The organism is Pseudomonas sp. NPDC088890 (genome assembly GCF_044900155.1).
In the GTDB taxonomy this organism is placed as follows: Bacteria; Pseudomonadota; Gammaproteobacteria; order Pseudomonadales; family Pseudomonadaceae; genus Aquipseudomonas; species Aquipseudomonas urmiensis.
This window is the reverse complement of record NZ_JBJDNG010000006.1, coordinates 1-21,989: the sequence shown is the minus strand read 5'-3', so window position 1 is coordinate 21,989 and position 21,989 is coordinate 1. Positions and strand designations below refer to the sequence as shown.

16 protein-coding genes are annotated in these 21,989 nt (G+C 63.6%); 8 read left to right on the top strand and 8 right to left on the bottom strand.

What is annotated here, in order from left to right; all coding sequences use genetic code 11:
* The first annotated feature begins 171 nt into the window (after positions 1–171).
* From ACI2JX_RS14215 to ACI2JX_RS14185, 7 genes are all read left to right on the top strand, one after another.
* A complete protein-coding gene (locus ACI2JX_RS14215; protein ID WP_368972142.1) occupies positions 172–777 on the top strand; it encodes a CDP-alcohol phosphatidyltransferase family protein in 606 nt (201 codons plus the stop codon).
* A 43-nt stretch (positions 778–820) separates the two neighbouring features.
* Entirely contained in the window at positions 821–2,578 is a 1,758-nt protein-coding gene (locus ACI2JX_RS14210; protein ID WP_404690323.1) for a bifunctional alpha/beta hydrolase/class I SAM-dependent methyltransferase, read from the top strand.
* Positions 2,575–3,999 carry a dual specificity protein phosphatase family protein gene (locus ACI2JX_RS14205; protein ID WP_404690322.1) on the top strand — a complete coding sequence of 475 codons (1,425 nt, stop codon included), beginning with the start codon at positions 2,575–2,577 and terminating at the stop codon, positions 3,997–3,999. The genes ACI2JX_RS14210 and ACI2JX_RS14205 overlap by 4 nt, the downstream gene beginning before the upstream one ends.
* A complete protein-coding gene (locus ACI2JX_RS14200) occupies positions 3,996–4,427 on the top strand; it encodes a hypothetical protein (protein WP_404690321.1) in 432 nt (143 codons plus the stop codon). The genes ACI2JX_RS14205 and ACI2JX_RS14200 overlap by 4 nt, the downstream gene beginning before the upstream one ends.
* A gap of 10 nt (positions 4,428–4,437) precedes the next feature.
* Positions 4,438–5,061, top strand: a complete 624-nt coding sequence (locus ACI2JX_RS14195; RefSeq protein ID WP_264234662.1) for a lysophospholipid acyltransferase family protein — start codon at positions 4,438–4,440, stop codon at positions 5,059–5,061.
* A gap of 1 nt (position 5,062) precedes the next feature.
* Positions 5,063–5,995, top strand: coding sequence for a phosphatidate cytidylyltransferase (locus ACI2JX_RS14190; protein WP_186554284.1), 933 nt, complete (start codon positions 5,063–5,065; stop codon positions 5,993–5,995).
* A gap of 110 nt (positions 5,996–6,105) precedes the next feature.
* Positions 6,106–6,450, top strand: a complete 345-nt coding sequence (locus ACI2JX_RS14185; RefSeq protein ID WP_003251579.1) for a cupin domain-containing protein — start codon at positions 6,106–6,108, stop codon at positions 6,448–6,450.
* Positions 6,451–6,573: 123 nt separating this feature from the next.
* On the opposite strand, the gene mmsB is transcribed toward ACI2JX_RS14185, so the two are convergent.
* A complete protein-coding gene (gene mmsB, locus ACI2JX_RS14180) occupies positions 6,574–7,461 on the bottom strand; it encodes a 3-hydroxyisobutyrate dehydrogenase (RefSeq protein ID WP_186554285.1) in 888 nt (295 codons plus the stop codon).
* Between the two features lie 10 nt (positions 7,462–7,471).
* Positions 7,472–8,998, bottom strand: a complete 1,527-nt coding sequence (locus ACI2JX_RS14175) for a CoA-acylating methylmalonate-semialdehyde dehydrogenase (protein WP_404690320.1) — start codon at positions 8,996–8,998, stop codon at positions 7,472–7,474.
* Between the two features lie 120 nt (positions 8,999–9,118).
* On the opposite strand from ACI2JX_RS14175, the gene ACI2JX_RS14170 reads away from it, so the two are divergent.
* Positions 9,119–10,069 (top strand): LysR family transcriptional regulator, encoded by a 951-nt coding sequence (locus tag ACI2JX_RS14170; RefSeq protein ID WP_368973628.1) that lies wholly within the window; start codon positions 9,119–9,121, stop codon positions 10,067–10,069.
* A gap of 72 nt (positions 10,070–10,141) precedes the next feature.
* Here ACI2JX_RS14170 and ACI2JX_RS14165 read toward each other — a convergent pair whose 3' ends face one another.
* The 6 genes from ACI2JX_RS14165 to recC form a co-directional block, all read right to left on the bottom strand.
* Positions 10,142–10,597 (bottom strand): OmpA family protein, encoded by a 456-nt coding sequence (locus ACI2JX_RS14165; RefSeq protein ID WP_264234894.1) that lies wholly within the window; start codon positions 10,595–10,597, stop codon positions 10,142–10,144.
* Positions 10,598–10,641: 44 nt separating this feature from the next.
* Positions 10,642–11,913 (bottom strand): diguanylate cyclase domain-containing protein, encoded by a 1,272-nt coding sequence (locus tag ACI2JX_RS14160; protein WP_264234659.1) that lies wholly within the window; start codon positions 11,911–11,913, stop codon positions 10,642–10,644.
* Positions 11,910–12,485, bottom strand: a complete 576-nt coding sequence (locus ACI2JX_RS14155) for a YfiR family protein (RefSeq protein WP_404690319.1) — start codon at positions 12,483–12,485, stop codon at positions 11,910–11,912. The genes ACI2JX_RS14160 and ACI2JX_RS14155 overlap by 4 nt, the downstream gene beginning before the upstream one ends.
* A gap of 91 nt (positions 12,486–12,576) precedes the next feature.
* A complete protein-coding gene (recD, locus tag ACI2JX_RS14150; protein WP_404690318.1) occupies positions 12,577–14,646 on the bottom strand; it encodes an exodeoxyribonuclease V subunit alpha in 2,070 nt (689 codons plus the stop codon).
* A complete protein-coding gene (gene recB, locus ACI2JX_RS14145) occupies positions 14,643–18,320 on the bottom strand; it encodes an exodeoxyribonuclease V subunit beta (protein ID WP_404690317.1) in 3,678 nt (1,225 codons plus the stop codon). Before recB ends, recD begins: the two co-directional genes overlap by 4 nt.
* On the bottom strand, positions 18,317–21,796 hold the full coding sequence (gene recC / locus ACI2JX_RS14140) for an exodeoxyribonuclease V subunit gamma (protein ID WP_404690316.1): 3,480 nt from the start codon (positions 21,794–21,796) through the stop codon (positions 18,317–18,319). The genes recB and recC overlap by 4 nt, the downstream gene beginning before the upstream one ends.
* Positions 21,797–21,989: the final 193 nt, after the last annotated feature.

The window sequence follows — 21,989 nt, the reverse complement described above, 5'->3', positions numbered from 1 at the left end:
CAAAGCGCAGTACACACCATGCATACTCAAGACGACGAGCGGCGGGCTCGGCATTACCCATAGCTCTATACCTCAGGGCTTGTAAGAAAAATCAAACTTGCTGTTAATAGGCCGATTTCTCACAATCCCTACTGCTGCGTCTTCGATGAGCACCCCGAAAAGGAATTTCAAGTGCCCTCCATCTATCAACTAAAACCGCGCTTTCAGGCCTTGCTGCGCCCTTCGGTCCAGCGCCTGTACGAGCGCGGCGTCACAGCCAACCAGGTCACCGTCAGTGCTGCACTGGTCTCAGTGTTGCTGGGCGTGCTGTTGGCCTGGCTCGCCCACGTCACCTGGTTATTCGTCCTGATTCCGCTATGGATGCTGCTGCGCATGGCACTGAACGCCGTGGACGGCATGCTCGCCCGTGAGTTCGGCCAGCAATCCAAGCTCGGCGCCTACCTCAACGAGCTCAGCGACGTGATCGCCGATGCCGCCCTGTACCTGCCCTTCGCGCTGTTGGCTGGCGTGTCGCCAACCCTGGTGGTGCTGGTGGTGATCAGCGCGCTGATCTGCGAATACGCCGGGGTGATGGGGCCGCTGGCCGGCGCTTCGCGGCGCTATGACGGGCCGATGGGCAAGAGCGATCGGGCGTTTGCCTTCGGCGTTTTGGGTGCTGGGGTGGCCTTCGGCCTGCTCAGCCCGACCTGGATCAACGGCCTGCTGCTGGTCATTGCGCTGCTGTCGCTCTATACCCTCTACAACCGGGTACGTCGCGGGTTGGCTGAAGCCCGCTGAGCCCCCTCGCTGCCCTCATTGCTGCCGGACAAGGATTTTCGCCATGCGCCAAGCGCAATCGCTGCACTTCACTACCCATGACGGCGTCGAGCTGCATTACCGTTACTGGCCCGCCACCCGTAACGAGCATCAGCCACGACGCGCCGTGGTGATGTTCCATCGCGGCCACGAACACGGTGGGCGCCTGGCCCACCTGGTCGATGAGCTGGACATGCCGGGCTACGACTTCTTCGCCTGGGACGCCCGTGGCCATGGCCAGTCGCCCGGGGCGCGTGGCGACAGCCCGGGCTTTGCCTGCAGCGTGCGCGACGTGCAGACCTTCATCGAGCATATTCACGCCAGCCACGGCATCGAAGAGCAAGACATGGTGGTGCTGGCGCAGAGTGTCGGGGCAGTCCTGATCGCCACCTGGGCCCACGACTACGCACCCAAGGTCCGCTGCCTGGTGCTCGCCTCGCCAGCGTTCAAGGTCAAGCTCTACGTGCCCTTCGCCCGGCCTGGCCTAAAACTGCTGAAAGCGCTGCGCGGCAACTTCTTCGTCAACAGCTACGTCAAGCCACGACTGCTCACCCACGACCCGGAGCGAGTCGCCTCGTATGTGGCCGACCCACTGATCAGCCGGCCGATCTCAGTGACCATGCTGCTGGGTCTCTATGAGGCGGCCGACCGCGTGGTGGCCGACGCCCAGGCGATCCAACTACCGACCCAGCTGCTGGTCTCCGGCGCTGATCTGGTGGTTGAGCGCAAGCCTCAAGAGCTGTTCTTCCAACGCCTGGGCAGCGCGCGTAAAGAGCTGCATGTGCTGCCCGGCTTTTTCCATGACACCCTCGGCGAGCGGGATCGCGCCCATGCCCTGGCGCGGATCAGCCGCTTCGTCGAGCACTGCTTTGCCTCGCCAGTGGCGGCGCCCTCGTTGCTCGATGCCGACAAGACTGGCGCCAGCTGCGCCGAAGCCGAAAGCCTGGCGGCGCCATTGCCGCGCAACTCGCCTCGCGATCTGTACTGGCGCGCTACCCGCGCTGGCCTGCGTCTGGGCAAGGGTTTGTCCGAAGGGGTGAAGCTGGGCTTCGACACCGGCTTCGACTCCGGCAGCACGCTTGATTACATCTACCGCAACCAAGCCACCGGCAAGGGCAAGCTGGGCGAGCTGATCGACCGTAACTACCTCGATGCCATCGGCTGGCGTGGCATTCGCCAACGCAAGCTGCATGTCGAAGAACTGCTGCGCCAAGCCATTGGCTTCCTGCATGAACAGGGTAAGCCGGTGAACATCGTCGACATCGCCGCCGGCCACGGTCGCTACATCCTCGAAGCCCTGCAGGAGCTGGAGCAACTGCCAGACTCGATCCTGCTGCGCGACTACAGCGAGTTGAATGTCGAGCAAGGCACAGCATTGATCGCCGAAAAAGGCCTCGGCGAGATTGCTCGTTTTGTCCAGGGCGATGCCTTCGACCGCCAGAGCCTGGCGGCGCTCGACCCTCGCCCGACGTTGGCGGTGGTGTCCGGGCTGTATGAGCTGTTCGCCAGCAACCAGCTAGTTGGCAACTCCCTGTCAGGCCTGGCCGATGCGGTCGAGCCGGGCGGATATCTGGTCTACACCGGGCAACCCTGGCACCCGCAACTGGAGATGATCGCCCGCGCCCTGACCAGCCACCGAGGCGGCCAGGCCTGGGTGATGCGCCGGCGCAGCCAGGCGGAGATGGACCAATTGGTGGCGGCGGCAGGTTTTCGCAAGATCACCCAGCGCATCGATGAGTGGGGCATCTTCAGTGTCAGCCTGGCGCAGCGGGTCAATGGATGAGTCGTGAGCCTGGGCTGATCCGCCGTGGCGTGTTGTGGCTGTTGCTGCTCGGCCCGTTTTTCTTCCTCAGCTATGGCCTGGCCAACACCTACACCGCAACCCGAGACGATGTCGGCAGCCTGGTGTTCGCTTGGGAAACGCAGATGCCATTGTGGCCGTGGACGATCATTCCCTATTGGTCGATCGACCTGCTTTACGGGCTGTCGTTTTTGTTGCCGCGCAGTCGCCGCGAAATGGACCGGCATGCCCTGGCGCTGCTCACCGCGCAGCTGATCTGCGTCGCGAGTTTCCTGCTCTGGCCGCTGCGTTTCACCTTCGAGCGGCCGGAGTTGGGCGGCCTGTTTGGCTGGCTGTTCGATGTGTTGATGGGCTTCGACAAACCTTTCAACCAAGCGCCCTCGTTGCACATCGCGCTGCTGGTGATCATCTGGACGATGTTCGCCCGGCATGTACGCAATCCAATCGGGCGCATCGTGCTGCATGGCTGGATGGGGCTGATCGGGGTATCGGTGCTGACTACCTGGCAGCACCACTTCATCGACTTACCCACAGGGGCCTTGGTTGGTTTTCTATGCGTCTGGTTGTGGCCCGGCGAGGGCAGATTACCGCTGCTGCAGGCCCGCCTTGCAGGTGATCGCAAACGCTGGCGGCTGGCCTTGCGCTATGCCCTGGGCGCGGCGCTGTGCGCTTGGCCAGGGTTGACGATGGGCGGTGCTTGGCTGTGGTTGCTGTGGCCGGCCGTATCGCTGTTGCTGGTGGCCTTGAACTACGCGCTGCTGGGTGCTGACGGATTTCAGAAAGGCGCCGATGGGCGGCTGTCGGTAGCAGCGGGTTGGTTGCTGGCGCCCTATCTGTTGGGGGCGTGGCTCAACTCCAGGTTGTGGACACGGCGCCATCCGCAGGCCGATGAGGTGTGTGATGGGGTTTACCTGGGGCGCATTCCGGGACGGGGTGAGGCCAATGAGTTTGTAGCGATTGTGGATCTGTGTGCAGAGCTACCCTGCAGAGCTGTAATTGCCTGTGCCGGCCCCTTCGCGGGCAAGCCCGCTCCTACAGTGGCCGCCGCATCCACCGCGACCTCTGTGGGAGCGGGCTTGCCCGCGAAGGGGCCGGCACAGGCAACAACGACCTCTCAGCCGAGCTACAAAAGCTTGCCTACCCTGGATTTGGTCATCCCCGACGCCGCCCTCCTGCGCCACGCCGCCCAGACCATCGAACAGCTCCATGACCAGGGCCCCGTACTGGTCTGCTGCGCCTTGGGCTATTCACGCAGCGCCAGCGCCGTGGCCGCCTGGTTACTGCACAGCGGCCGCTGCGCGGATATCAGCGAGGCTGAAGCACTAATCCGCCAGGCCCGTCCAGGCGTGGTGTTGCCCCCCGGCCATCGCTTGGCGTTGCAACAGCTAGGAGCCCAAGCATGAACCTGCATCTGGTCGCCACCCTGCTCGCCCGCGGCCAGCAATTGGAGCGCGTCTCTGACGGCATCAGCCTGCTGGCCTTGGCCTATGCCCTGGCGCCGCTGCTGGGGCTGGCGTTGCCGGCACTGGCCAGTGCGCTGTGCATCCTGCTGGTTTGCCTGGGCCTGCTGCATAAGTACTGGGCGATCCGTGTGGCACTGGACGCCGAGCTATTCGCCCACCTCGCCAACAGCACCGACCTGACGACGGCCACCCAACAACTCGACCGCGCCCTGTTCGACCTCAACTTGAAAGCTAACGCCAGCGACCCGCGCGACTGGCCCAGTCGCAGCCAGGCCGCGCTCGCCCTGTTGCGCCGTCAGGCGCTATGCCTGGGCCTGCAGGTCGCGCTGGTACTGACTACCCTGCTGACACTCCCCTTTATCGGATAAGAACCGTGCCATGCTCGCCGCCCTGACTGCCTTTGCCATCACCTCCGCCGCCCGCCTGATCACCGGCGCCCGTGCCCTGTGGCTGGGTTGCACACCACAACCGGTGCAACGCCTGTACTTTGCCAACCACAGCAGCCATGGCGACTTCGTCCTGCTGTGGGCTTCGCTGCCCGCCCCTTTGCGCCAGCGAACCCGGCCAGTGGCTGGCGCCGACTACTGGGCCAAGCCTGGGCTGCGCGATTTCGTCATTCGCAAGGTGTTCAATGGCGTGCTGATCGATCGCCAGCAGAGCGAGCCGCACGACAATCCCTTGCAGCCGGTGCTGGACGCCCTGGCCGCCGGTGATTCGCTGATCTTCTTCCCCGAGGGCACGCGCAACCTCAGTGATGAGCCGCTGCTGCCGTTCAAAAGCGGCCTGTTCCACCTCGCCGCCGGCAATCCCAGCATCGAACTGGTGCCAGTGTGGATCGCCAATCTCAACCGGGTCATGCCCAAGGGCCGCGCCCTGCCGCTGCCACTGTTGTGCACCCTGAGCTTTGGCGAGCCATTGCACCTGGACGCCGCTGAAGGCAAGCACGCATTTCTCGAGCGGGCCCGCCAGGCTCTGCTGAACCTGGCCCCCAAGGAAGCCTGAGATGGACCACAACACCTATGCCCTGTTCGCCGGTATCGGCGCGCTGCTGCTGCTCGCCAGCGTCATCGGCCGCCTGCTCAAGTGGCGCGCAGGCCCGGCGCCGCACGCAGTCATCGACAACCTCAACGCGCGGATCAACGCCTGGTGGGTGATGGTGCTGGTGATCGGCATCGCCTTCCTGTTCGGCAAGTACGGCGTCATCGTGCTGTTCTACTGCGTGTCGTTCTATGCCCTGCGCGAGTTCATGACCCTGACCCCAACCCGACGCGGCGACTACCCGGCCTTGGTGGCGGCGTTCTACGTGGCACTGCCGGTGCAGTACCTGCTGATCGCGATGGACTGGTATGGGCTGTTCAGCATTTTCATTCCGGTCTATCTGTTCCTGTTCCTGCCGATCCTGGCCAGCTTCGGCGGCGATACCACGCGCTTTCTCGAGCGCGCCTCGAAGGTCCAGTGGGGCCTGATGATCGCGGTCTACTGCCTGTCCTCGGTGCCTGCGCTGTTGACCCTGGACATCCCTGGTTTCGAAGGCCGCAACCTGCTGCTGATCGCCTGGCTGATCCTGGTGGTGCAGATCAGCGACGTGCTGCAGTACGTGTGCGGCAAATTGTTCGGCAAGCGCAAGGTGGCGCCCAACCTGTCGCCGTCCAAGACCCTTGAAGGCCTGCTCGGCGGCGTGGCCCTGGCCACCCTGGTCGGCGCAGCGCTGTGCTGGATCACCCCGTTCAGCTTCTGGCAGGCGGCGCTGATGGCACTGACGGTCAATGCCATGGGCTTCTTCGGCGGCCTGGTGATGTCGGCGATCAAGCGTGATCGCGGGGTGAAAGACTGGGGCCACATGATCGAAGGCCATGGCGGCATGCTCGACCGGATGGATTCGGTGTGCTTCGCAGCGCCGGTGTTCTTTCACTTCGTGCGCTACTGGTGGGCCTGATCAGCCAGGCATAGCGCGACCAGGCAGGTGGACGTCGAGCCCAGGCAACTGGGCCGAGGTCGATAGCCCTATGGTGATGAGTCTTCGAACCCACCAACAGGAAACCTGCCATGTCCGATTTCATCACCGTCCTGCGCGAAACCTGCCCGACTCCGGTGGTCGACGCCACCAAGTGGAAGCGCATTGGCGGCGATCCGCACACCGTCAACCTCAACGCCTACCTGTCGGCTGACGGCAGCAAGATCATGGGCACCTGGATCTGCACCCCGGGCAAGTTCGAGGTCAATTACGACAAATGGGAGTTCTGCCACTTCCTCGACGGCTACTGCATCATCACCCCCGAAGGTGAAGAGCCAAAGCACCTGAAAGCGGGTGATGTATTTGTCATCGAACCCGGGATGAAGGGCACCTGGGAAGTGGTCGAGACGGTACGCAAATACTTCGTCTTCGCCTGATTAGCGCTCCCAAGCTGCTCAACCAAGCGAAAAAAATCGCAGCTCAAACGCCCTTCCCCCAGGTGCGCAGTTACAGGGGGAGAGCCGTTCGAGCCGCGATCAAGATGAAGCCCACCTCGTTGCTCAGTCTTTCTTGCGATAACCCTCGACGATGGCCGAGAAGTCTTTGCCGCCTTCACCGCGCAGGCTCATGGCCTGGTACAGCTGCTGTGCCACCGCACCGAGAATTACTGGCTGGTGCGCCTGACGCGCCGCCTCGGTGGCCAGCCCCAAGTCCTTGAGCATCAACTCAGCGCCAAAGCCGCCGGTATAGCCACGGGCCGCCGGGGCACTGTCGATCACTCCCGGCCACGGGTTATAGGTATCCGAACTCCAGCAACGCCCAGTCGAGCTGTTGATAATGCCGGCCAGCACCTTGGTATCGATCCCCAGCGCGTTGCCCAAGGCCATGGCCTCGGACACGCCGATCATCGAGATGCCCAGCAGCAGGTTGTTGCAGATCTTGGCGATCTGCCCGGTACCCACCTCGCCGCAATGGACGATATTGCGCCCCATCTGCTTGAGCACCGGCTCCAGCGTGGCGAACAGCTCGGCACTGGCGCCGACCATGAAGGTCAGGGTGCCTGCTGCTGCGCCACCGGTGCCGCCCGATACCGGCGCATCGCCCATGTCCACGCCCTTGGCGGCGGCCGCCTTGGACACATCACGCGCAGTCTGCGGATCGATGGTGCTGCAATCGACTGTCGGCGTGCCCGGTTTTACCCCGGCCAATACCCCGTCTTCGTTCAAATACACGCTGCGCACATGGGCGGCAGCCGGGAGCATGGTGATGACCAGCTCGCTGGCGGCGGCAGCGTCCTTGGGCGAGGCGCTGATCTGCCCGCCCAGTTCGGCAAGCTCAGCCAGCACGGTCTTGTTCAAATCGAACAGGTTCAGCTGATGGCCGGCCTTGATCAGGTTGCGCGCCATAGGCGCGCCCATGTTGCCCAGACCGATGAATGCAATGCGCATGGGGGCCTCCTTAGCGCAGGCTGATGGTGGTGTTCACGCCGTCGTTGACGCTGTCGTCGTCGAACCAGCGTGCGGTGACCGTCTTGGTCTGCGTGTAGAACTGCACCACCTGCTTGCCGTACGGACCGAGGTCGCCGAGCTTGGAGCCACGCGATCCGGTGAAGCTGAAGTACGGCACGGGCACCGGAATCGGGATGTTGATACCGACCTGGCCGATGTCGATCTCGCTCTGGAATTTGCGCGCCGCAGCGCCGCTCTGGGTGAACAGGCCAGTGCCATTGCCGAACGGGTTGGCGTTGACCAGGGCGATAGCCTCATCGAGGGTATCGACCTCCAGGGTCACCAGCACCGGGCCAAAGATTTCCTGGGTGTAGACCTGCATGTCGGTAGTCACCCCGGAGAACAGGGTTGGGCCGACGAAGTTGCCTTGTTCATAGCCCGGCACCGTCACGCCACGGCCGTCCAGCTCAAGCTTGGCGCCTTCCTTGATACCGCTCTCGATCAGGCCCAGCACACGTTCCTTGGCGCGCTTGGAAACCACCGGGCCGACATCGGTGCCCGGCTCGCACCCGGCGTTGACCTTGAGCTGGCTCGCCGCAGCCTTGATGTCTGGCAGCCATTCACGGGCCTTGCCGACCAGCACGGCCACCGAGGTCGCCATGCAGCGCTGGCCAGCGGCGCCAAAGGCAGCTCCCACCAGGGCGTTGACAGTTTGCGTGCGGTTGGCGTCAGGCAGTACCACGGCGTGGTTCTTGGCGCCCATCATCGATTGCACGCGCTTGCCGTGCTGGCTGCCCAGGTTGTACACGTGGGTGCCGACTTCGGTGGAGCCGACGAACGAGATCGCCTTGATGTCCTTGTGCGTGCAGATCGCATCGACCACCTGCTTGCCGCCATGCACCACGTTCAGCACACCAGCAGGAACGCCAGCCTCCAGCGCCAGCTCGACCAGCAGCATGGTCGACAGCGGGTCCTGCTCGGAGGGCTTGAGGACGAAGGTGTTGCCACACACGATAGCCATCGGGAACATCCACAGCGGAATCATCGCCGGGAAGTTGAATGGCGTAATACCGGCGCATACACCGATCGGCTGGCGCAGGGTGTAGGTATCGACGCCACCTGCGACGTTCTCGGCGAACTCGCCCATTTGCAGGGTGCCGATGGACGCGGCGTGCTCGACCACTTCCAGACCACGGAAGATATCGCCCTCAGCGTCAGCCAGGGTCTTGCCCTGCTCGGCGCTGAGGGTTTGGGCAATGCGCTTGGTGTGTTCGCGGATCAGCGCTTGCAGCTTGAGCATGATGCGCATGCGTGCGCCGATCGGGGTGTCGCGCCAGCTGACGAAAGCGCGCTGGGCAGCGGCTACGGCGGCGTCGACTTCCTCCACGGTGGCGAACGGCACACGCGCCAGCACTTGCTGGGTGGCCGGGTTGACGATATCGCGCCACTCGCTGGTTTTAGATTCGACCCATTGCCCGTCGATCAGCAGCTTGACCTGCTCGACTGTGGCCTGGGTGGGGGTTTGAGGTGCGTTCATCTGCGCTCTCCTTGGAATTATTGTGGGACGAGATCGCCAACGCGAGGTGGCGTCTAGGCGCTGATTTCGAGTATAGATGTGCAAACATCCAACAAGAACGCACAAAAAAACCGGATCATCATGCAAAAAGACCTCACCTCCCTCGGGTCGCTGAACTGGGACGACCTGAAGTTCTTTCTTGAAGTGGCGCGCACCCGCAAGGCCAGCAGCGCGGCCAAACGCTTGAGCGTCGACTACACCACGGTGTCGCGCCGGATCAGCTCGCTGGAGGGCGCGTTGGGCACCTTGCTGTTCGAAAAGTCGCGGACCAACGGCTTCGTCCTGACGGCCGAGGGCCAGCGCTTGCTGGGCTATGCCGAGTCGATCGAAAGCACGCTGCACATGGCGTGCGAGCAGGTATCAGGGTCGGGCGTGGCGTTGTCCGGGCATGTGCGCATGGGCTGCACCGAGGGCTTCGGCAGCTTTTTCGTTACCCCGCAGCTGAGCCACTTCGTCGATGCGTGGCCGGCGATCTCGGTGGATATCCTGCCGTTGCCGCACTTCATCAGCCTGTCCAAGCGCGAGGCGGACATCGTCATCGCCCTGGAGCGGCCCGAGCATGGGCCATACGTGTGCTGCAAGTTGTGTGACTACCGCTTGCGGCTCTATGCAACGCAGGACTACCTCGACAGCCACGAGCCGATCCGCCAAGTCAGCGACCTGGCCGCTCATCCGTTCATCAGCTACGTCGACGATCTGGCCTTCAGCTCGGAGCTGTTGTACCTGGCCAACTTGATCCCCAACGCCCATGCGCATTTGCGCAGCACCAGTGTCATCGCCCAGTACACGGCAGCGCTGCAAGGGCGTGGGCTGGCGATTCTGCCGTGCTTCCTGGCGGCGCAGGATCCGCGTTTGATTACCGTTTTGCCTGGGGAAGTGGACATTACCCGGCAGTTTTGGATGTATTGCCGGGAGGATCTGCGCAAGCTCAAGCGCATCACCTTACTGTGGGATTACATCCGCAACGTGACCGAGGCGAATGCGCCGTTGTTGATGGGCGAAACGCGTGAGATGCGTTTTGCTCGCGAGTGAATATTCCACTGCTTTGCACTTAAGATTCTGGGGCTGCTTCGCAGCCCCACTGATTTTAAGCGGCAACGTGACTCAATCAGACGCCACCACGATCGACACCCGCCGGTTCTCAGTCCGCCCACTGCTGGTGCTGTTGTCCGCCACCGGCTGGCTACTACCCAGACCCCGGGTCTGGATGTTCTGTGGCTGCATGCCGATGCCCACCAAAGTCTTGGCCACGCTCTGCGCACGGCGCTCGGACAATTGCTGGTTGTAGGCGGCCTTACCCGATGCATCGGTGTGACCGTCAACGCGCACGCGCTGGATATCGACGCTCAACAAGGCCTTGCCAATGCGTTCGACGATGTCCTGACTCTGCCTATTGAGGCTGTCCAGGTCACTGCCGAACAGCACTTTGCCAGACAGATCGAACGCCCAGCCCTCCTCGGTCGGGGCGAACCCCTCGCGCTTGAGCACGGCCACCTGCTCGGCCGTCAGGCCCTGGGGCACGCTCTGGCAACCAACCAGGGTCAAGAGCGCCAGCAGCATGGTCAGCAAAGGAAAACGCAGTTGGGAAAACGGGTGAATCACGGCTAGCTCCTTTTTTTCACGTCAGCAGCGCCACGTTCCGTATGCGCCACTTGCCAATGGCCACGGCGCTTGCGCTTGGCCTGGTACATCGCCGCGTCGGCGGCGTTGAGCAGACTGGCCGGGTCTTGGCCATCGTCCGGGTAGTAGGCGATGCCTACGCTGAGCGAGGTGGTGAGGCTGTCGCCATCGTCGAGTTGAATTGGCAGCTTCATGCTGGTGACTATTTTTTCCGCGATGCGCTCGGCATCTTCGCGCGAGTGCAGCGGGGTCAGCAGCACCGCGAACTCATCGCCACCGAGCCGCGCGACCAGATCGTGCTCGCGCAGCTGCGCGCGGATCCGGTTGGCCACACTGATCAGCACTTCATCGCCCACCGCGTGGCCGAGGCTGTCGTTGATCTGCTTGAAGTGATCACTGTCGAGGAACAGCAGCGCCAGATGCTCCTGCTCCCGGGCCGCGTTGCGCAGGCTACGGCTGACCCGGCCTTCGAAGAAGGCGCGGTTGGGCAGGCCGGTCAAGCTGTCGTGGCTGGCCAGATGGGCCAAGGTCTCGTTCTCGCTCTGCAAATGGCTCTGCCAAGTTTCCAGCTCGTCGAGCAAGGCGTTGAAGTCGTTGCCCAGCTCGTTCAGCTCAGCAATCTGCGCCTCGGGGACGCGCCGGTCGAAGCTGCGCTCGCGACGTGCGGCATGGGCCACGCTAGCCAGGCTGCGCAACGGGCGGATGATGTCGCCGAGCAAGCGCCGCGACAGGTAGCTGGCAACCAGCGCGCTGAGCATGGTGCACAGCACCACCCCAGCCAGACCACTGAGCAGGAAACGCAGCAGGCTGCGGCCCTGGCCGATCAGCTCGATATGCCCGACCTTTTGCTGCTGATGCATGATCGGCAGATTGATCGGCTGCTCGAGCAAGGTGCTGGCAACCATGGCTTCAAGCGGCGCGAGCACGCCGTCATCCTCACGCTGCCAGTGAGCCAACTCCTCACCATCGTTGTTGAACACCTTGGCATCGGCGACCTCTTCGGTGCCGGCGATCGTCACTAGCGCCTCGTTGGCTGCGGCGCGGTCGTCGAACACCACTGCGGCTTCCACGGTGTAGTTGATCGAGCGGGCGATCAGGTGCAGGTTGTGGTCGGCATAGACGCGCAGTGCCAAAACGCCTAGCAAAGTTACCGAAACACCCGCCAGTCCTACCGCCAACAGCGCGGCGCTGAGATGTCCACGACCGAGCACGGCGCGCAGAGTCGGGCGGATAACCCGTTTGGCTGAGGCAATCATGGCTGCGCCGCTCGCCGACGGGACAGCTGCAACACGCTGGGGTGAATGCGTACGCCACTACGCGCTACCGAGTCCAGGTTCACCTCGAAGGTCACCTGCCGGTCGCCCACTCGCAGGCAGAACAAGCTGCCGACCGTGCACGGGTCATCGGCCTCGCTGATGCTCAGTACCGGTTGGCCGCTGAGGGCCTGAAACAGATGATCGCGCTCGCCCTGATCGAGCTTGCCGATATACACCGCATCGCAAGCCCCGGCGATGCGCCGGTCGTTGGCCAACAGGCGGCGGACTTGCAGGGGCTGGCCAGAGTTCTGCACGTTGCCCTTGATCAGGTCGTCGGCGTATTCGGTAGGCCCGACCAGGCACAGCCGCAACGGCACAGGCTCTGTCGGCCAACGGGCATAGCTGAAAATGCCCAGCACCACCTGGGTAACAGCCTTGGCCCGTTGTTGCACTTGGGCGGTGGTCGCGCCAGTGTCTGCCTGGCTGGGGCTGGCGAAAAGCATCAAGGCCGCCCACAGCAGCGATAAGGCACAGCCAATTACTCGACCCCAGGGCGAGACAGCCACCATCATGTGGGAAAACTCTCAAAATCAGGTCAGATAATGCCGCAAAGATAGCATATCGCCGCCAGGCAGCGTGTACGTCCGTCCCAACCCCAGCGCCTCAGACCTGCTCCAGCATCAGCCCGGAAATCCGCCGCACCTTGCGCTTGACCGCTTCTTCGAAGATACCTGCGCGTGGCTCGATCAGGCTGAAACAGTGTTTGGCCCGGGTAATGCCGGTATACACAAGCTCTTTGGTCAGCACCGGATTGAGCGCATCGGGCAGTACCAACGCGGTGTGGCTGAACTCCGAGCCTTGGGACTTGTGCACCGTCATGGCAAACACCGTTTCCACTTCATTGAGCCGGCTGGGCAGGACGAAACGCACACCGCCACTGCCGTCGTTGCGCGGGAAGGCAACACGTAGCAGCGATACGCCCTGCTCGTCAGGCAAGCGCAGGGCGATGCCGATATCGCCGTTCATCAGCCCCAAGCCATAGTCGTTGCGGGTTACCAAGACCGGACGGCCTTCGTACCAGGGCTGTTGGCTGTCGATCAGCCCGGCGTTGTGCAGCACTCGGCTCACGCGCTCGTTCAACCCTTGCACACCCCACGGCCCCTTGCGCACTGCGCAAAGCAGCTGGAAGTCTTCAAAACTTTGCAGGACCTGGCTCGCCCACACCTCCCAACGAGGATCTGTGAGCGGCGTGCCGGGTTGCGGTCGCTGGCGGCCGATGGTGCGCAGGTAATGGCGATAGCCTTGTGGCCCGTCGTTGCCCAGACCGTCGAGCAGTAGCCGGTCAAACCGGCGGTCATGCTCGCCCTGCAATGAAAGGCCATGGACATCGGCAAGTGTGTGCGTCAGCAACTCGCGCGCCTCTTGTGCCTGCTGGCGATTGACCAGGCGTGCCAGCTGGCCGATACCGCTGCCTTCGCCAAAACGCCGCGAGTGACGCAGCATCACCACCTGCTGGGCCAGCGGGTTGCGCTGAGCATCGCCGGTCTTGAGGCCGCTAGCGCCCAGCGCCTGGCCACCGACCTGCTCCAACCAAGCCTGGGTCGCCGATGAGTAACAGCCGTCCTCGGCATCCCGGCATAAATCACCGAGTACCGCCCCGGCTTCCACCGAGGCTAATTGGTCCTTGTCCCCTAGCAGCACCAGCCGTGCCTTGGGCGGCAGAGCGTCGAGCAGCACCGCCATCATTTCCAGGTCGATCATCGACGCTTCATCGATCACCAGCACATCCAGCGGCAACGGGTTGGCCGCATGGTGGCGGAAGTGCCGCGAGCCGGGGCGACTCCCCAGCAGGCGGTGAACGGTACTGACGTCGGTGGGGATCTGCGCACGAATCTCAGCGCTCACCTGCAAGCGCTCGACCTGCTGGCCAATCGATTCGGTCAGACGCGCCGCAGCCTTGCCAGTGGGCGCGGCCAGGCGAATCCGCAGGGGCCGGCCCTGCTCCACCGCTGGGGCTTGCAGCAGCGCCAGCAGGCGTACCACGGTGGTGGTCTTGCCGGTGCCTGGGCCGCCGGTGATGATGCTGAACGCGGCGCGGGTCGCCAAGGCGCAGGCCAGTTTCTGCCAATCCACCTGGCCGGCCGGCGTGCCACCTTCGAACAGTTGGGCAAGACGCGCAGGCAGATCCGCCGGAATCGACTCATCCGCCGCCAACCGCTGGCGTAGCGCATCGTCGATCTGGCGCTCATAGCTCCAGTAGCGCCGCAGATACAAGCGCAGGTCGCTTAGCACCAAAGGCCGCGAGCGCTGCTCGGGCGTGTTACCCGCAGCGACCAGTGAACTGGCCGCGATGCGTTGGCGCCAGGTGTCTTGATCAAGGTTGGCCAGCAGTTGCGAGGGCAGTAGCAGTGGCCCCGTCAGGGCGTCACCTTCTGGCGGCAGGGACAAGGCGAAATCCGGTTCGGCCAGGGTTTGCGCCAGATCCAGGCAGACATGCCCATGCCCCAGTTGATGGCTGGCCAAGGCCGCCGCCAGCAACAGCAGCGGATCGCTGCCAGGTGCCCGCTCTTCGAGAAAGCCCACGAAGGCCCGGTCCAGTGCACGCAACCAACCGCGCTCAACCCAACGGTCGAGCAAGATCAGCAGATCCTTGCTGTCCCTCAGCGGCGCCAGGGCCGCCAACTGCTCAGCTTGCAGCGGCGTTGGCAATAGGTCGTCGAGACGTCGGCTCATGGCGCGGCTCCGGCAAACAGGTCCTGCTGTTCAGGCGCAAGGGCGCCGCGGAACAGTGCGTCGAGGGACTCGATCAGCTCACGCGGCGGCTTGGCGAAATACAGGCCATGACCTGCGCGGTTGGCGCCGCGCAGGAAGATGAACAAGGCACCGCCAACATCGCGGTCGTAATCGTAATCGGGCAAGCGCGCGCGCAATTGCCGGTGCAGGGCGAGCAAATAGAGCACGTACTGCAGGTCGTAGCGGTGTTCGAGGATCGCCTGCTCCATCGCCAGCGCGTTGTAAGACTGGGTATCCGGGCCGAGCCAGTTGGACTTGTAGTCGGTCACGTAATAGCGGCCGTCCAGCTCGAACGCCAGGTCGATGAAGCCCTTGAACATGCCATTGAGCTGGGAGGCCTGCGCCGCTGGCCGGGCGGTGCCAGCGTGGGTGTGATGGGTCACCAGCTGGTCGAGGCGCAGCACATCGACCTGATGGCTGGCGAACCAGAACTCCATTTCGATCTGGTACTGGCGCAACTGCGCGAGGGTCAGCTGCGCACCTGGTGCTTGTAAAGGCAGTGGCTCGTTGAGCATGTGCCCAAGCCATTGGCTCAAGGCGGGGATCCAGCCGGTCCAGTCACGCCGATTGCAGCGCTGGCCAACGGTGCGCTCGATCAATTCGGGGTTGGCGCTGATTTCGGCAAAGCCTTCACGCCCAGCCCACTCCAACAGCCCATGGAGGAAGGTACCTGGGCCTGGGCCACGCGGGAAGCGATGAATGTCGCCGCTCTCGGCAGGGATTTCACGCAGTTGCTGGGCATCGACTCGCTCATCATCCATCAACTGTTGGGCTTGCGAGCTGTCGGCGCCCAGGGTCTGGTCGCCGACGCGCAGGGCGCTGTAGGAGGCAATCCACCAATTCTCTGCGGCAGAGCGACGGGGCTTGCGTGCGGTCATCAATTCGCGGGCATCGTTAGGGAGCAGATAGCGCACCTCATCCGGCGCAGGCACGCTGGCGCAGGCGATATGTGTGCTGCCTGCTTGCAAGGCTTGTAGCCAGTCCGCTAGCTGCGGCGAGGCCGCCAGGGGTTGACCGCCGCCAAGCAGATAGCCCAGGGCCGAACGATGCAGCTGCGAGTGCTTCTGGTTGCCACGCTTGAGGTCGGCGACGCCGAGCCAGCAGGCATGCTGGGCGCGGGTCAGGGCGACGTAAAGCAGGCGCAAGTCTTCAGCCAGGCGCTCATCGTCGGCGCGGGCGATCTGCTGCTCATTCGGGGTCAGCGTCAGGTGGGCATTGCCCTGTTCATCGTGCCAGGTCAGCGGCAGGCGCTGGCCATCGACTGGCTTGCTGGTGCAGATGAACGGTAGGAAGACCAACGGATACTCAAGGCCCTTGGACTTGTGGATGGTCACCACCTTGACCAGCTGTTCGTCGCTTTCCAGACGCAGGATTTGCTCTTCGCCAGCCTGACCGGCACCGGCCAGATTCTCCGCAAGATGACGAATCAGTGCCTGCTCGCCATCCAGCTCGCCAGCGGCTTGTTGCAGCAGCTCGGCCAGGTGCAGCAGGTTGGTCAGCACCCGCTCGCCATCACTGCGGGCGATCAGCGTGCGTGGCAGTTTGAAGTCGTGCAGCAAGCGGCGCAGCATCGGCAGCACGCCCTGGCGTTGCCAGGTCTCGCGGTACAGCCGAAAACGCATGACCCAGTCTTCCCAGATCCGCTCGTCCTGGTTCAGGCGTTCAAGCTCGGCCAGCGACTGGTCGAGGGTCAGGCTCGCCAGCGCGGCCTTGAGCAAGCGCTCTGAGTCCGGCTCGGCGCAAGCCTTGAGCCAGGCCAGCAGGTCATGGGCCTCCTGGGCGGCGAACACCGAGTCCTTGTCCGACAGGTACACGCTGCGCACATCGCGGGCAGCCAGCTCGCTGCGGATCAACTGCGCCTCGCGGCCATCACGCACGAGAATGGCGATGTCCGAAGGCAAGCAGGCCCGCAGCAGGCCGTCAGCATTGCTGAAACCGGTTGCCCCGCGCTGTCCGCCATTGAGCAGCGCGACGATCTGGCTGGCGCAGCTGGCGGCCAACTGTTGCCGGTACAGGGTGCTGGACACCGGCTCTTCGCTTTCCAGTCGCCAGCAGTGCAAGGCAGCGGTCGGTTGGCCCTCGATCAGCAACAGCTCGCCGCGTCCCTTGGCGTTCACTTCAATGAAAGGCAAGGGGTTGTTCTGCCCCTCGCGGAACAGGAACGCACCACGCCCTTGCTCACGTGCCTCCGCCTGGAGAAACACGCGGTTGACCGCGCCGACCATGGCCTGGCTGGAGCGGAAGTTGGTATCCAGGCTGTGCAGCCGCCCTGCCGTGGCGCGCCGGGCAGCGAGGTAGGTGAAGATGTCGGCACCGCGGAAGGCGTAGATGGCCTGTTTGGGGTCGCCGATCATGAACAAGCCGGTTTCCGTGCGATTCTCGCTGATCCGGTAGATGCGCTCGAAGATGCCGTACTGGACCGGATCGGTGTCCTGGAATTCGTCAATCATCGCTACCGGGAACTGCTCGCGGATCAATCCGGCCAGGCGCTCGCCAGCCTCTTGCCCAAGGGCGTGCTGCAGACGCAGAAGCATGTCGTCGAAGCCCATTTCAGCGCGGCGGCGCTTTTCCACCTCGAAACGTGCAGATACCCAGTTGGCAGCGTGCTCGAGCAAACGTACATCGGGGCTAGGCAGCGCCTGTAGCTGCTGAGGCAGGCTTTGCATGGCGTGCAGCGCTGGGTGCTGCGGCGGCTCGCCAACCTTCCAGGCCTCGGCCATACCCGCGGGGGTGAGACGCGTGAAACCAGTGCCCAGGTCCAGTTCCAGCGCCTGCTCATCAGTGGCCCAGCTGCGCAGCTTGTCAAACCAGGGCTCGAAGAAGCGCGCCTGCATTTTGCGGCCATCGACCTGCTTGGCTGCCACGGCATCGCGGCAGATCTGCTGCAACTGCTCGGCCCACTCTGCCCACGGCGCCTTCAGTTGGCCAAGCTGCTCGCTGCGCTGCTGCAGGGTGGCCTCGATCAACGCCTGCGGCTCGACCTCTTCCTGCTCAGCTGTGGCGCGGGCGAACAGCGGGCGAATGCGCGGCAACAGCGCATCGGGGCTGATCCAGTGAGCGCGGACCCAGGTCAGGGCTTCGCCACGCATGCTGTAGCAGTAGCGGCGCCAGTAATCCCGCATGACCTGGCCGAGCAATTCGCTGTGGTCGGTTTCCAGGCTTTGGGTAAACAGGCTGCCACTGTCGAAGGCATGCTCTCGAAGCATGCGCTGGCACCAGCCGTGAATGGTCGACACCGCGGCCTCGTCCATCCACTGCACGGCCACCTCCAGGCGGCTGGCACAGCGCGGCCAAAGCGCTTCGGGATAGTCGTCACGCAGTAGCTGCAGCAGTGGATCGGCGTCGGCCAGCTCGCCACGGAAGAAGCGCGCAGCTTCTGCCAGGCGGGTGCGGATACGCTCGCGCAACTCTTTAGTGGCGGCGTCGGTGAAGGTCACCACGAGGATCTGCGGCGGCAACAGTTCGCGGCCAAAGCCCTGCTCGTCGCCATGCCCGAGGATCAGGCGCAGGTACAGCGCCGAGATGGTGAAGGTCTTGCCGGTACCGGCGCTGGCTTCGATCAGCTGGCTGCCATGCAGCGGAAAGCTCAAGGCCAAAGGGCGGGCCTGGGTCATGCGGCACTCTCCGGGTTGCCCCAGGTCTGCCAGGGCGCGGCGAACAGGGGGCGGTACAGGGCTTCACACCAGCCTTCGAAGGTTTCATCAGCCGTAAGCGCGGCAAAGTCGCGAAACTGCCGGGCCAGGGCCAGGCTTTCGCTGCGCTCGCCAAAGCTGTTCTGGCCGTCGCCTTCGTAGGCGCGGGCAGCGGCAGCCAAGGCTTTGTCGGCATCGTCCTGGGCCAGCCAGGCGAATGCGGTCTTGGCCGCCACTGGCAGCGGCGCGTTCATTGCGGCTTGGCGCGAGATCAGCAGATCACCCAGCAGGTCGGCCGCCTGTGCCTGTGGTAGCGGCTCAAGCAGCAGGGTCAGGTCACTGGCGACCAGGGCGCTGTGCAGCGGGTAGCCGGCAGCGCAGGCAGCCAGGTGCATCACCCAGGTGGGGATCAGACGATGTCGCTTGAGGTTGTTGCGCCCTGCACTGATGGTGTTGGGTACGGTGGTGATGCTCAACAAGCTCTGGTCCTCGGCCTGATAAACCCGGCCCAGCCAGCCCTGCAAGCGATCGCTACCGCGTTCGAAGTGGATCGGCAGCGCGCCCTCGACCAGTGTCGGCCAGCGCTGAAGCAGTTGCCGATGGCGTTGCAGCAGGTCCGGCAGCGGCTGAACCAGCTCGGCTTGGAGGATCTCGCCGAACCCCGCCAGTGGCAGCAGGCCACATGCCTGTAGTCGACGCGCCTGGGTGTGCAAGGCGCGTTCGGCGTTGTCTGGATCGGCCAGCGCTGCGCCCAGCAGGGTTTCGCTAAGGCCGTATCGCTGTAGCGCATCGAGGACGAAAGGCTCTTCGTCCGGAGTCGGCGCTTCAAGTGCCTCGAAGAACACCTTCAAGCGTTGACTGAAGAAATGCCGAACCGGGTGGCGCAAGAAGTCCTGCAGTTGCACCAGGTTCAGTGGCTCGTCACTCACATACGGCGGCAATGGTTGATCAGCCGGAAGCGGCGAGTCGTCGGCCTGGTGCAGTACCTGCCACTCATGGGCGTAGCTGAACAGCGGGCTGCCCTTCTGGAAATAGCGCTGGCTGAAGGGCTGCAAGGGGTGCTCCTGGGTCAGCGCGTGCAGCAGTTGCTGGCCAGGGTCGTCACGCAGCCCTTGCTTGGCTCCGGCCAGTCGCCATCCTGCTGCGAGGTGATCACGCAACTGGCCAATCAGCACCGATGCCGGACGCTCACTGTTGTCGCGGATGCTGCGGCCGACCCAGCTGACGTACAGCTGGTCACGGGCCGAGAGCAGTGCTTCGAGCAGCAGGTAGCGGTCATCCTCGCGCCGCGAACGGTCACCTGGGCGGTAGTCGCTGGCCATTAGGTCGAAGTCCAGCGGTTGTTGGGCGCGCGGATAATCGCCGTCGTTCATGCCCAGCAGACAGACCACCCGGAAGGGGATCGCACGCATGGGCATCAGGGTGCAGAAGTTCACCGAACCTGCAAGAAAGCGCTGCGACAGCTTGCCTTGATCGAGGCCGGACAACCAGGCTTCGCGCACCACGGTCAGTGGCAAGGGGTCTTGCAGGCCGACGGTATCGCAGGTTTGCAGCCAAGTGTCTTGCAGGTCTTGCAGCTGGACCAGAAGAAACTCGTCGTGTTCGTTTTCAGCCAGGAAGAACACCTGCAGCAAGGCGTTCAGGCGCTCGCCCCACTGCGCTGCGGTGGCGGGTTGCGACAAGGCCTGGCAGGCCACATCGAGGGCATCGAGCAAGGCTACTAGCGGGCCGATCAAGGCTGCGTCCAGGCCGCCAATTTCGTCATAAGGTTCGATGCCATCACAGCCCTCGCCCACCCCAACGGCGTAGCCAAGCAGCATGCGCCGCAGGCCGAAGCGCCAACTGTTCTGCTCCAGGCCTTGCGGCAAACCAAGGGTAGCGCGCTGTTCGGCATTCAGGCCCCAGCGGATACCGGCGCCCTCGATCCAGCGGTGCAGGGTTGGCAAATCGCTTTCCTGGATGGCGAAGCGAGCACGTAGCGCAGGAACATCGAGCAGGTCGAGGACTTCACTCACCGCGAAGCGGCTTTCCGGCAACTTGAGCAAGTGCTCCAGGGCAATCAGCAGTGGGTCGCGACCGCGCTGGCCCTGGTCGGTCAGGGTGAAGGGGATATAGCGCGGATCATGGCGATCCAACTGGCCAAACACCGCGCGGATGTGGGGGGCATAGTCATCGATCGCCGGCAGCATGACGATAACGTCGCGCGGGCGCAGGGTTGGGTCGGCGCTGAAACGGGCTAACAGTTGGTCATGAAGGATTTCGACTTCGCGCTGGGCACTGTGCGCGACGTGAAAGCGTACCGAGCGATCCTTGCTGGGATCGACTGGCGGCCACACGTCGCGAGTCTCAGCCAAAGGCCGCAACTCAAGGATGTCATCCTGCAGCTGGTTGAGCAGGTTGGTCGGCTGGCCGTCGCTGAACAGGTCGATACGACCGTCGCTGAACACCCCTTGGTAGCTGGCGGGGTCGTCATAGCTATCGAGCAAGTTGATGTAGTCTCGGCCCTGCTTACCCCAGGCGGCCAGCAGTGGATGGGCATGCTGGTGCAGCGACTCGTCGTCCAATTGCAGCGGCATGCCCTGCTTGCGTTGTTGACGCTTGTACTGGTGCCGAAGCAGATCTTTGTCGGCAACGATATCGGCCCAATGGTGGCGACAGGGGTTATGCACGCATAACAGCACCTGGCTGAAACGGGCCAGGCCAGCAAGGGCTTCGAGGGCTTGCGCGGGCAAGGAAGAGATGCCGAATACGATCGCTCTGCCGGGGAGACCGCTGGGCGCTTGCGCCAGGCTGTGCATGCGCTCGATAAAGCGTTGGTGCACCCCTGCACGGCTCTGGGCCATGCCTTCCAGGCCGACATCTTCGAGTAATGCGCGCCACAGCTCGGCCTGCCAGCGATTACCGGGAGCCAACGGCTTGCGCTCGCCGCGAGCGCTGTTAAGCACATGCTCACCGCCAGCCCAATCCTTGAGCCAGTCGGCGCGGTAGACCTGGTATTGGTCGAACAGATCGGCCAGCCGCTCGGCCAGCTGATAGCGCTTGCGCAGGTCGCTGTCGTCGATCAGAAAACGTCGCAGCGGTTCGAAATGCGGGCGCTCGATCAACTCGGGGAGCAGGCGCATCAGCCGCCAGGTCAGCGGCGCCTTGTCGAGCAAGGACACTTCGGGGATTTCATCACGACCCAGAACCTTGCGGTACAGCTGCCACATGAAGCTACCCGGCAATTGCACATCGATGGCAGCGGCAATGCCACAGCCACCTTGGTCGTCGTCCTGTGGGTCTTCGGCCAGGGCCAGCTTGAGCCATTGGGCGATGCCATTGCTCTGCACCAAGGCGACTTCGTTCTCCAGCGGCGCGAGCGGGTAACGACGCATCCAGCTCACAACCAGGCTACGCAGGTCATCCAGGCGGTTGCCGTGAACGATCATAAAGCCGGGATGCAAGGGGGTATTTGCCATTGGGCACTCTCTGGAGGGCAGTCGGTCCTGGGGAGGAACCATATCATGGGGATGGGCTGCGAACTGAAACCCACACAGCCACATTTCTTTTCAGCCAGAAAGACAAAACCCCTACCTGCTCGCGCAGATAGGGGTTTTGCGAAATGAATCTTGACGATGACCTACTCTCACATGGGGAAACCCCACACTACCA

Excerpts from the sequence above, each read along its gene's own strand:
- ACI2JX_RS14210 (WP_404690323.1), top strand. The coding sequence starts at position 821 with ATGCGCCAAGCGCAATCGCTGCACTTCACTACCCATGACGGCGTCGAG.
- recB (WP_404690317.1), bottom strand. The coding sequence starts at position 18,320 with ATGACCCAGGCCCGCCCTTTGGCCTTGAGCTTTCCGCTGCATGGCAGC.
- ACI2JX_RS14155 (WP_404690319.1), bottom strand. The coding sequence starts at position 12,485 with ATGATGGTGGCTGTCTCGCCCTGGGGTCGAGTAATTGGCTGTGCCTTA.
- ACI2JX_RS14200 (WP_404690321.1), top strand. The coding sequence starts at position 3,996 with ATGAACCTGCATCTGGTCGCCACCCTGCTCGCCCGCGGCCAGCAATTG.
- ACI2JX_RS14165 (WP_264234894.1), bottom strand. The coding sequence starts at position 10,597 with ATGCTGCTGGCGCTCTTGACCCTGGTTGGTTGCCAGAGCGTGCCCCAG.
- recC (WP_404690316.1), bottom strand. The coding sequence starts at position 21,796 with ATGGCAAATACCCCCTTGCATCCCGGCTTTATGATCGTTCACGGCAAC.
- ACI2JX_RS14190 (WP_186554284.1), top strand. The coding sequence starts at position 5,063 with ATGGACCACAACACCTATGCCCTGTTCGCCGGTATCGGCGCGCTGCTG.
- ACI2JX_RS14160 (WP_264234659.1), bottom strand. The coding sequence starts at position 11,913 with ATGATTGCCTCAGCCAAACGGGTTATCCGCCCGACTCTGCGCGCCGTG.
- mmsB (WP_186554285.1), bottom strand. The coding sequence starts at position 7,461 with ATGCGCATTGCATTCATCGGTCTGGGCAACATGGGCGCGCCTATGGCG.
- ACI2JX_RS14185 (WP_003251579.1), top strand. The coding sequence starts at position 6,106 with ATGTCCGATTTCATCACCGTCCTGCGCGAAACCTGCCCGACTCCGGTG.
- ACI2JX_RS14195 (WP_264234662.1), top strand. The coding sequence starts at position 4,438 with ATGCTCGCCGCCCTGACTGCCTTTGCCATCACCTCCGCCGCCCGCCTG.
- ACI2JX_RS14205 (WP_404690322.1), top strand. The coding sequence starts at position 2,575 with ATGAGTCGTGAGCCTGGGCTGATCCGCCGTGGCGTGTTGTGGCTGTTG.
- ACI2JX_RS14170 (WP_368973628.1), top strand. The coding sequence starts at position 9,119 with ATGCAAAAAGACCTCACCTCCCTCGGGTCGCTGAACTGGGACGACCTG.
- ACI2JX_RS14175 (WP_404690320.1), bottom strand. The coding sequence starts at position 8,998 with ATGAACGCACCTCAAACCCCCACCCAGGCCACAGTCGAGCAGGTCAAG.
- recD (WP_404690318.1), bottom strand. The coding sequence starts at position 14,646 with ATGAGCCGACGTCTCGACGACCTATTGCCAACGCCGCTGCAAGCTGAG.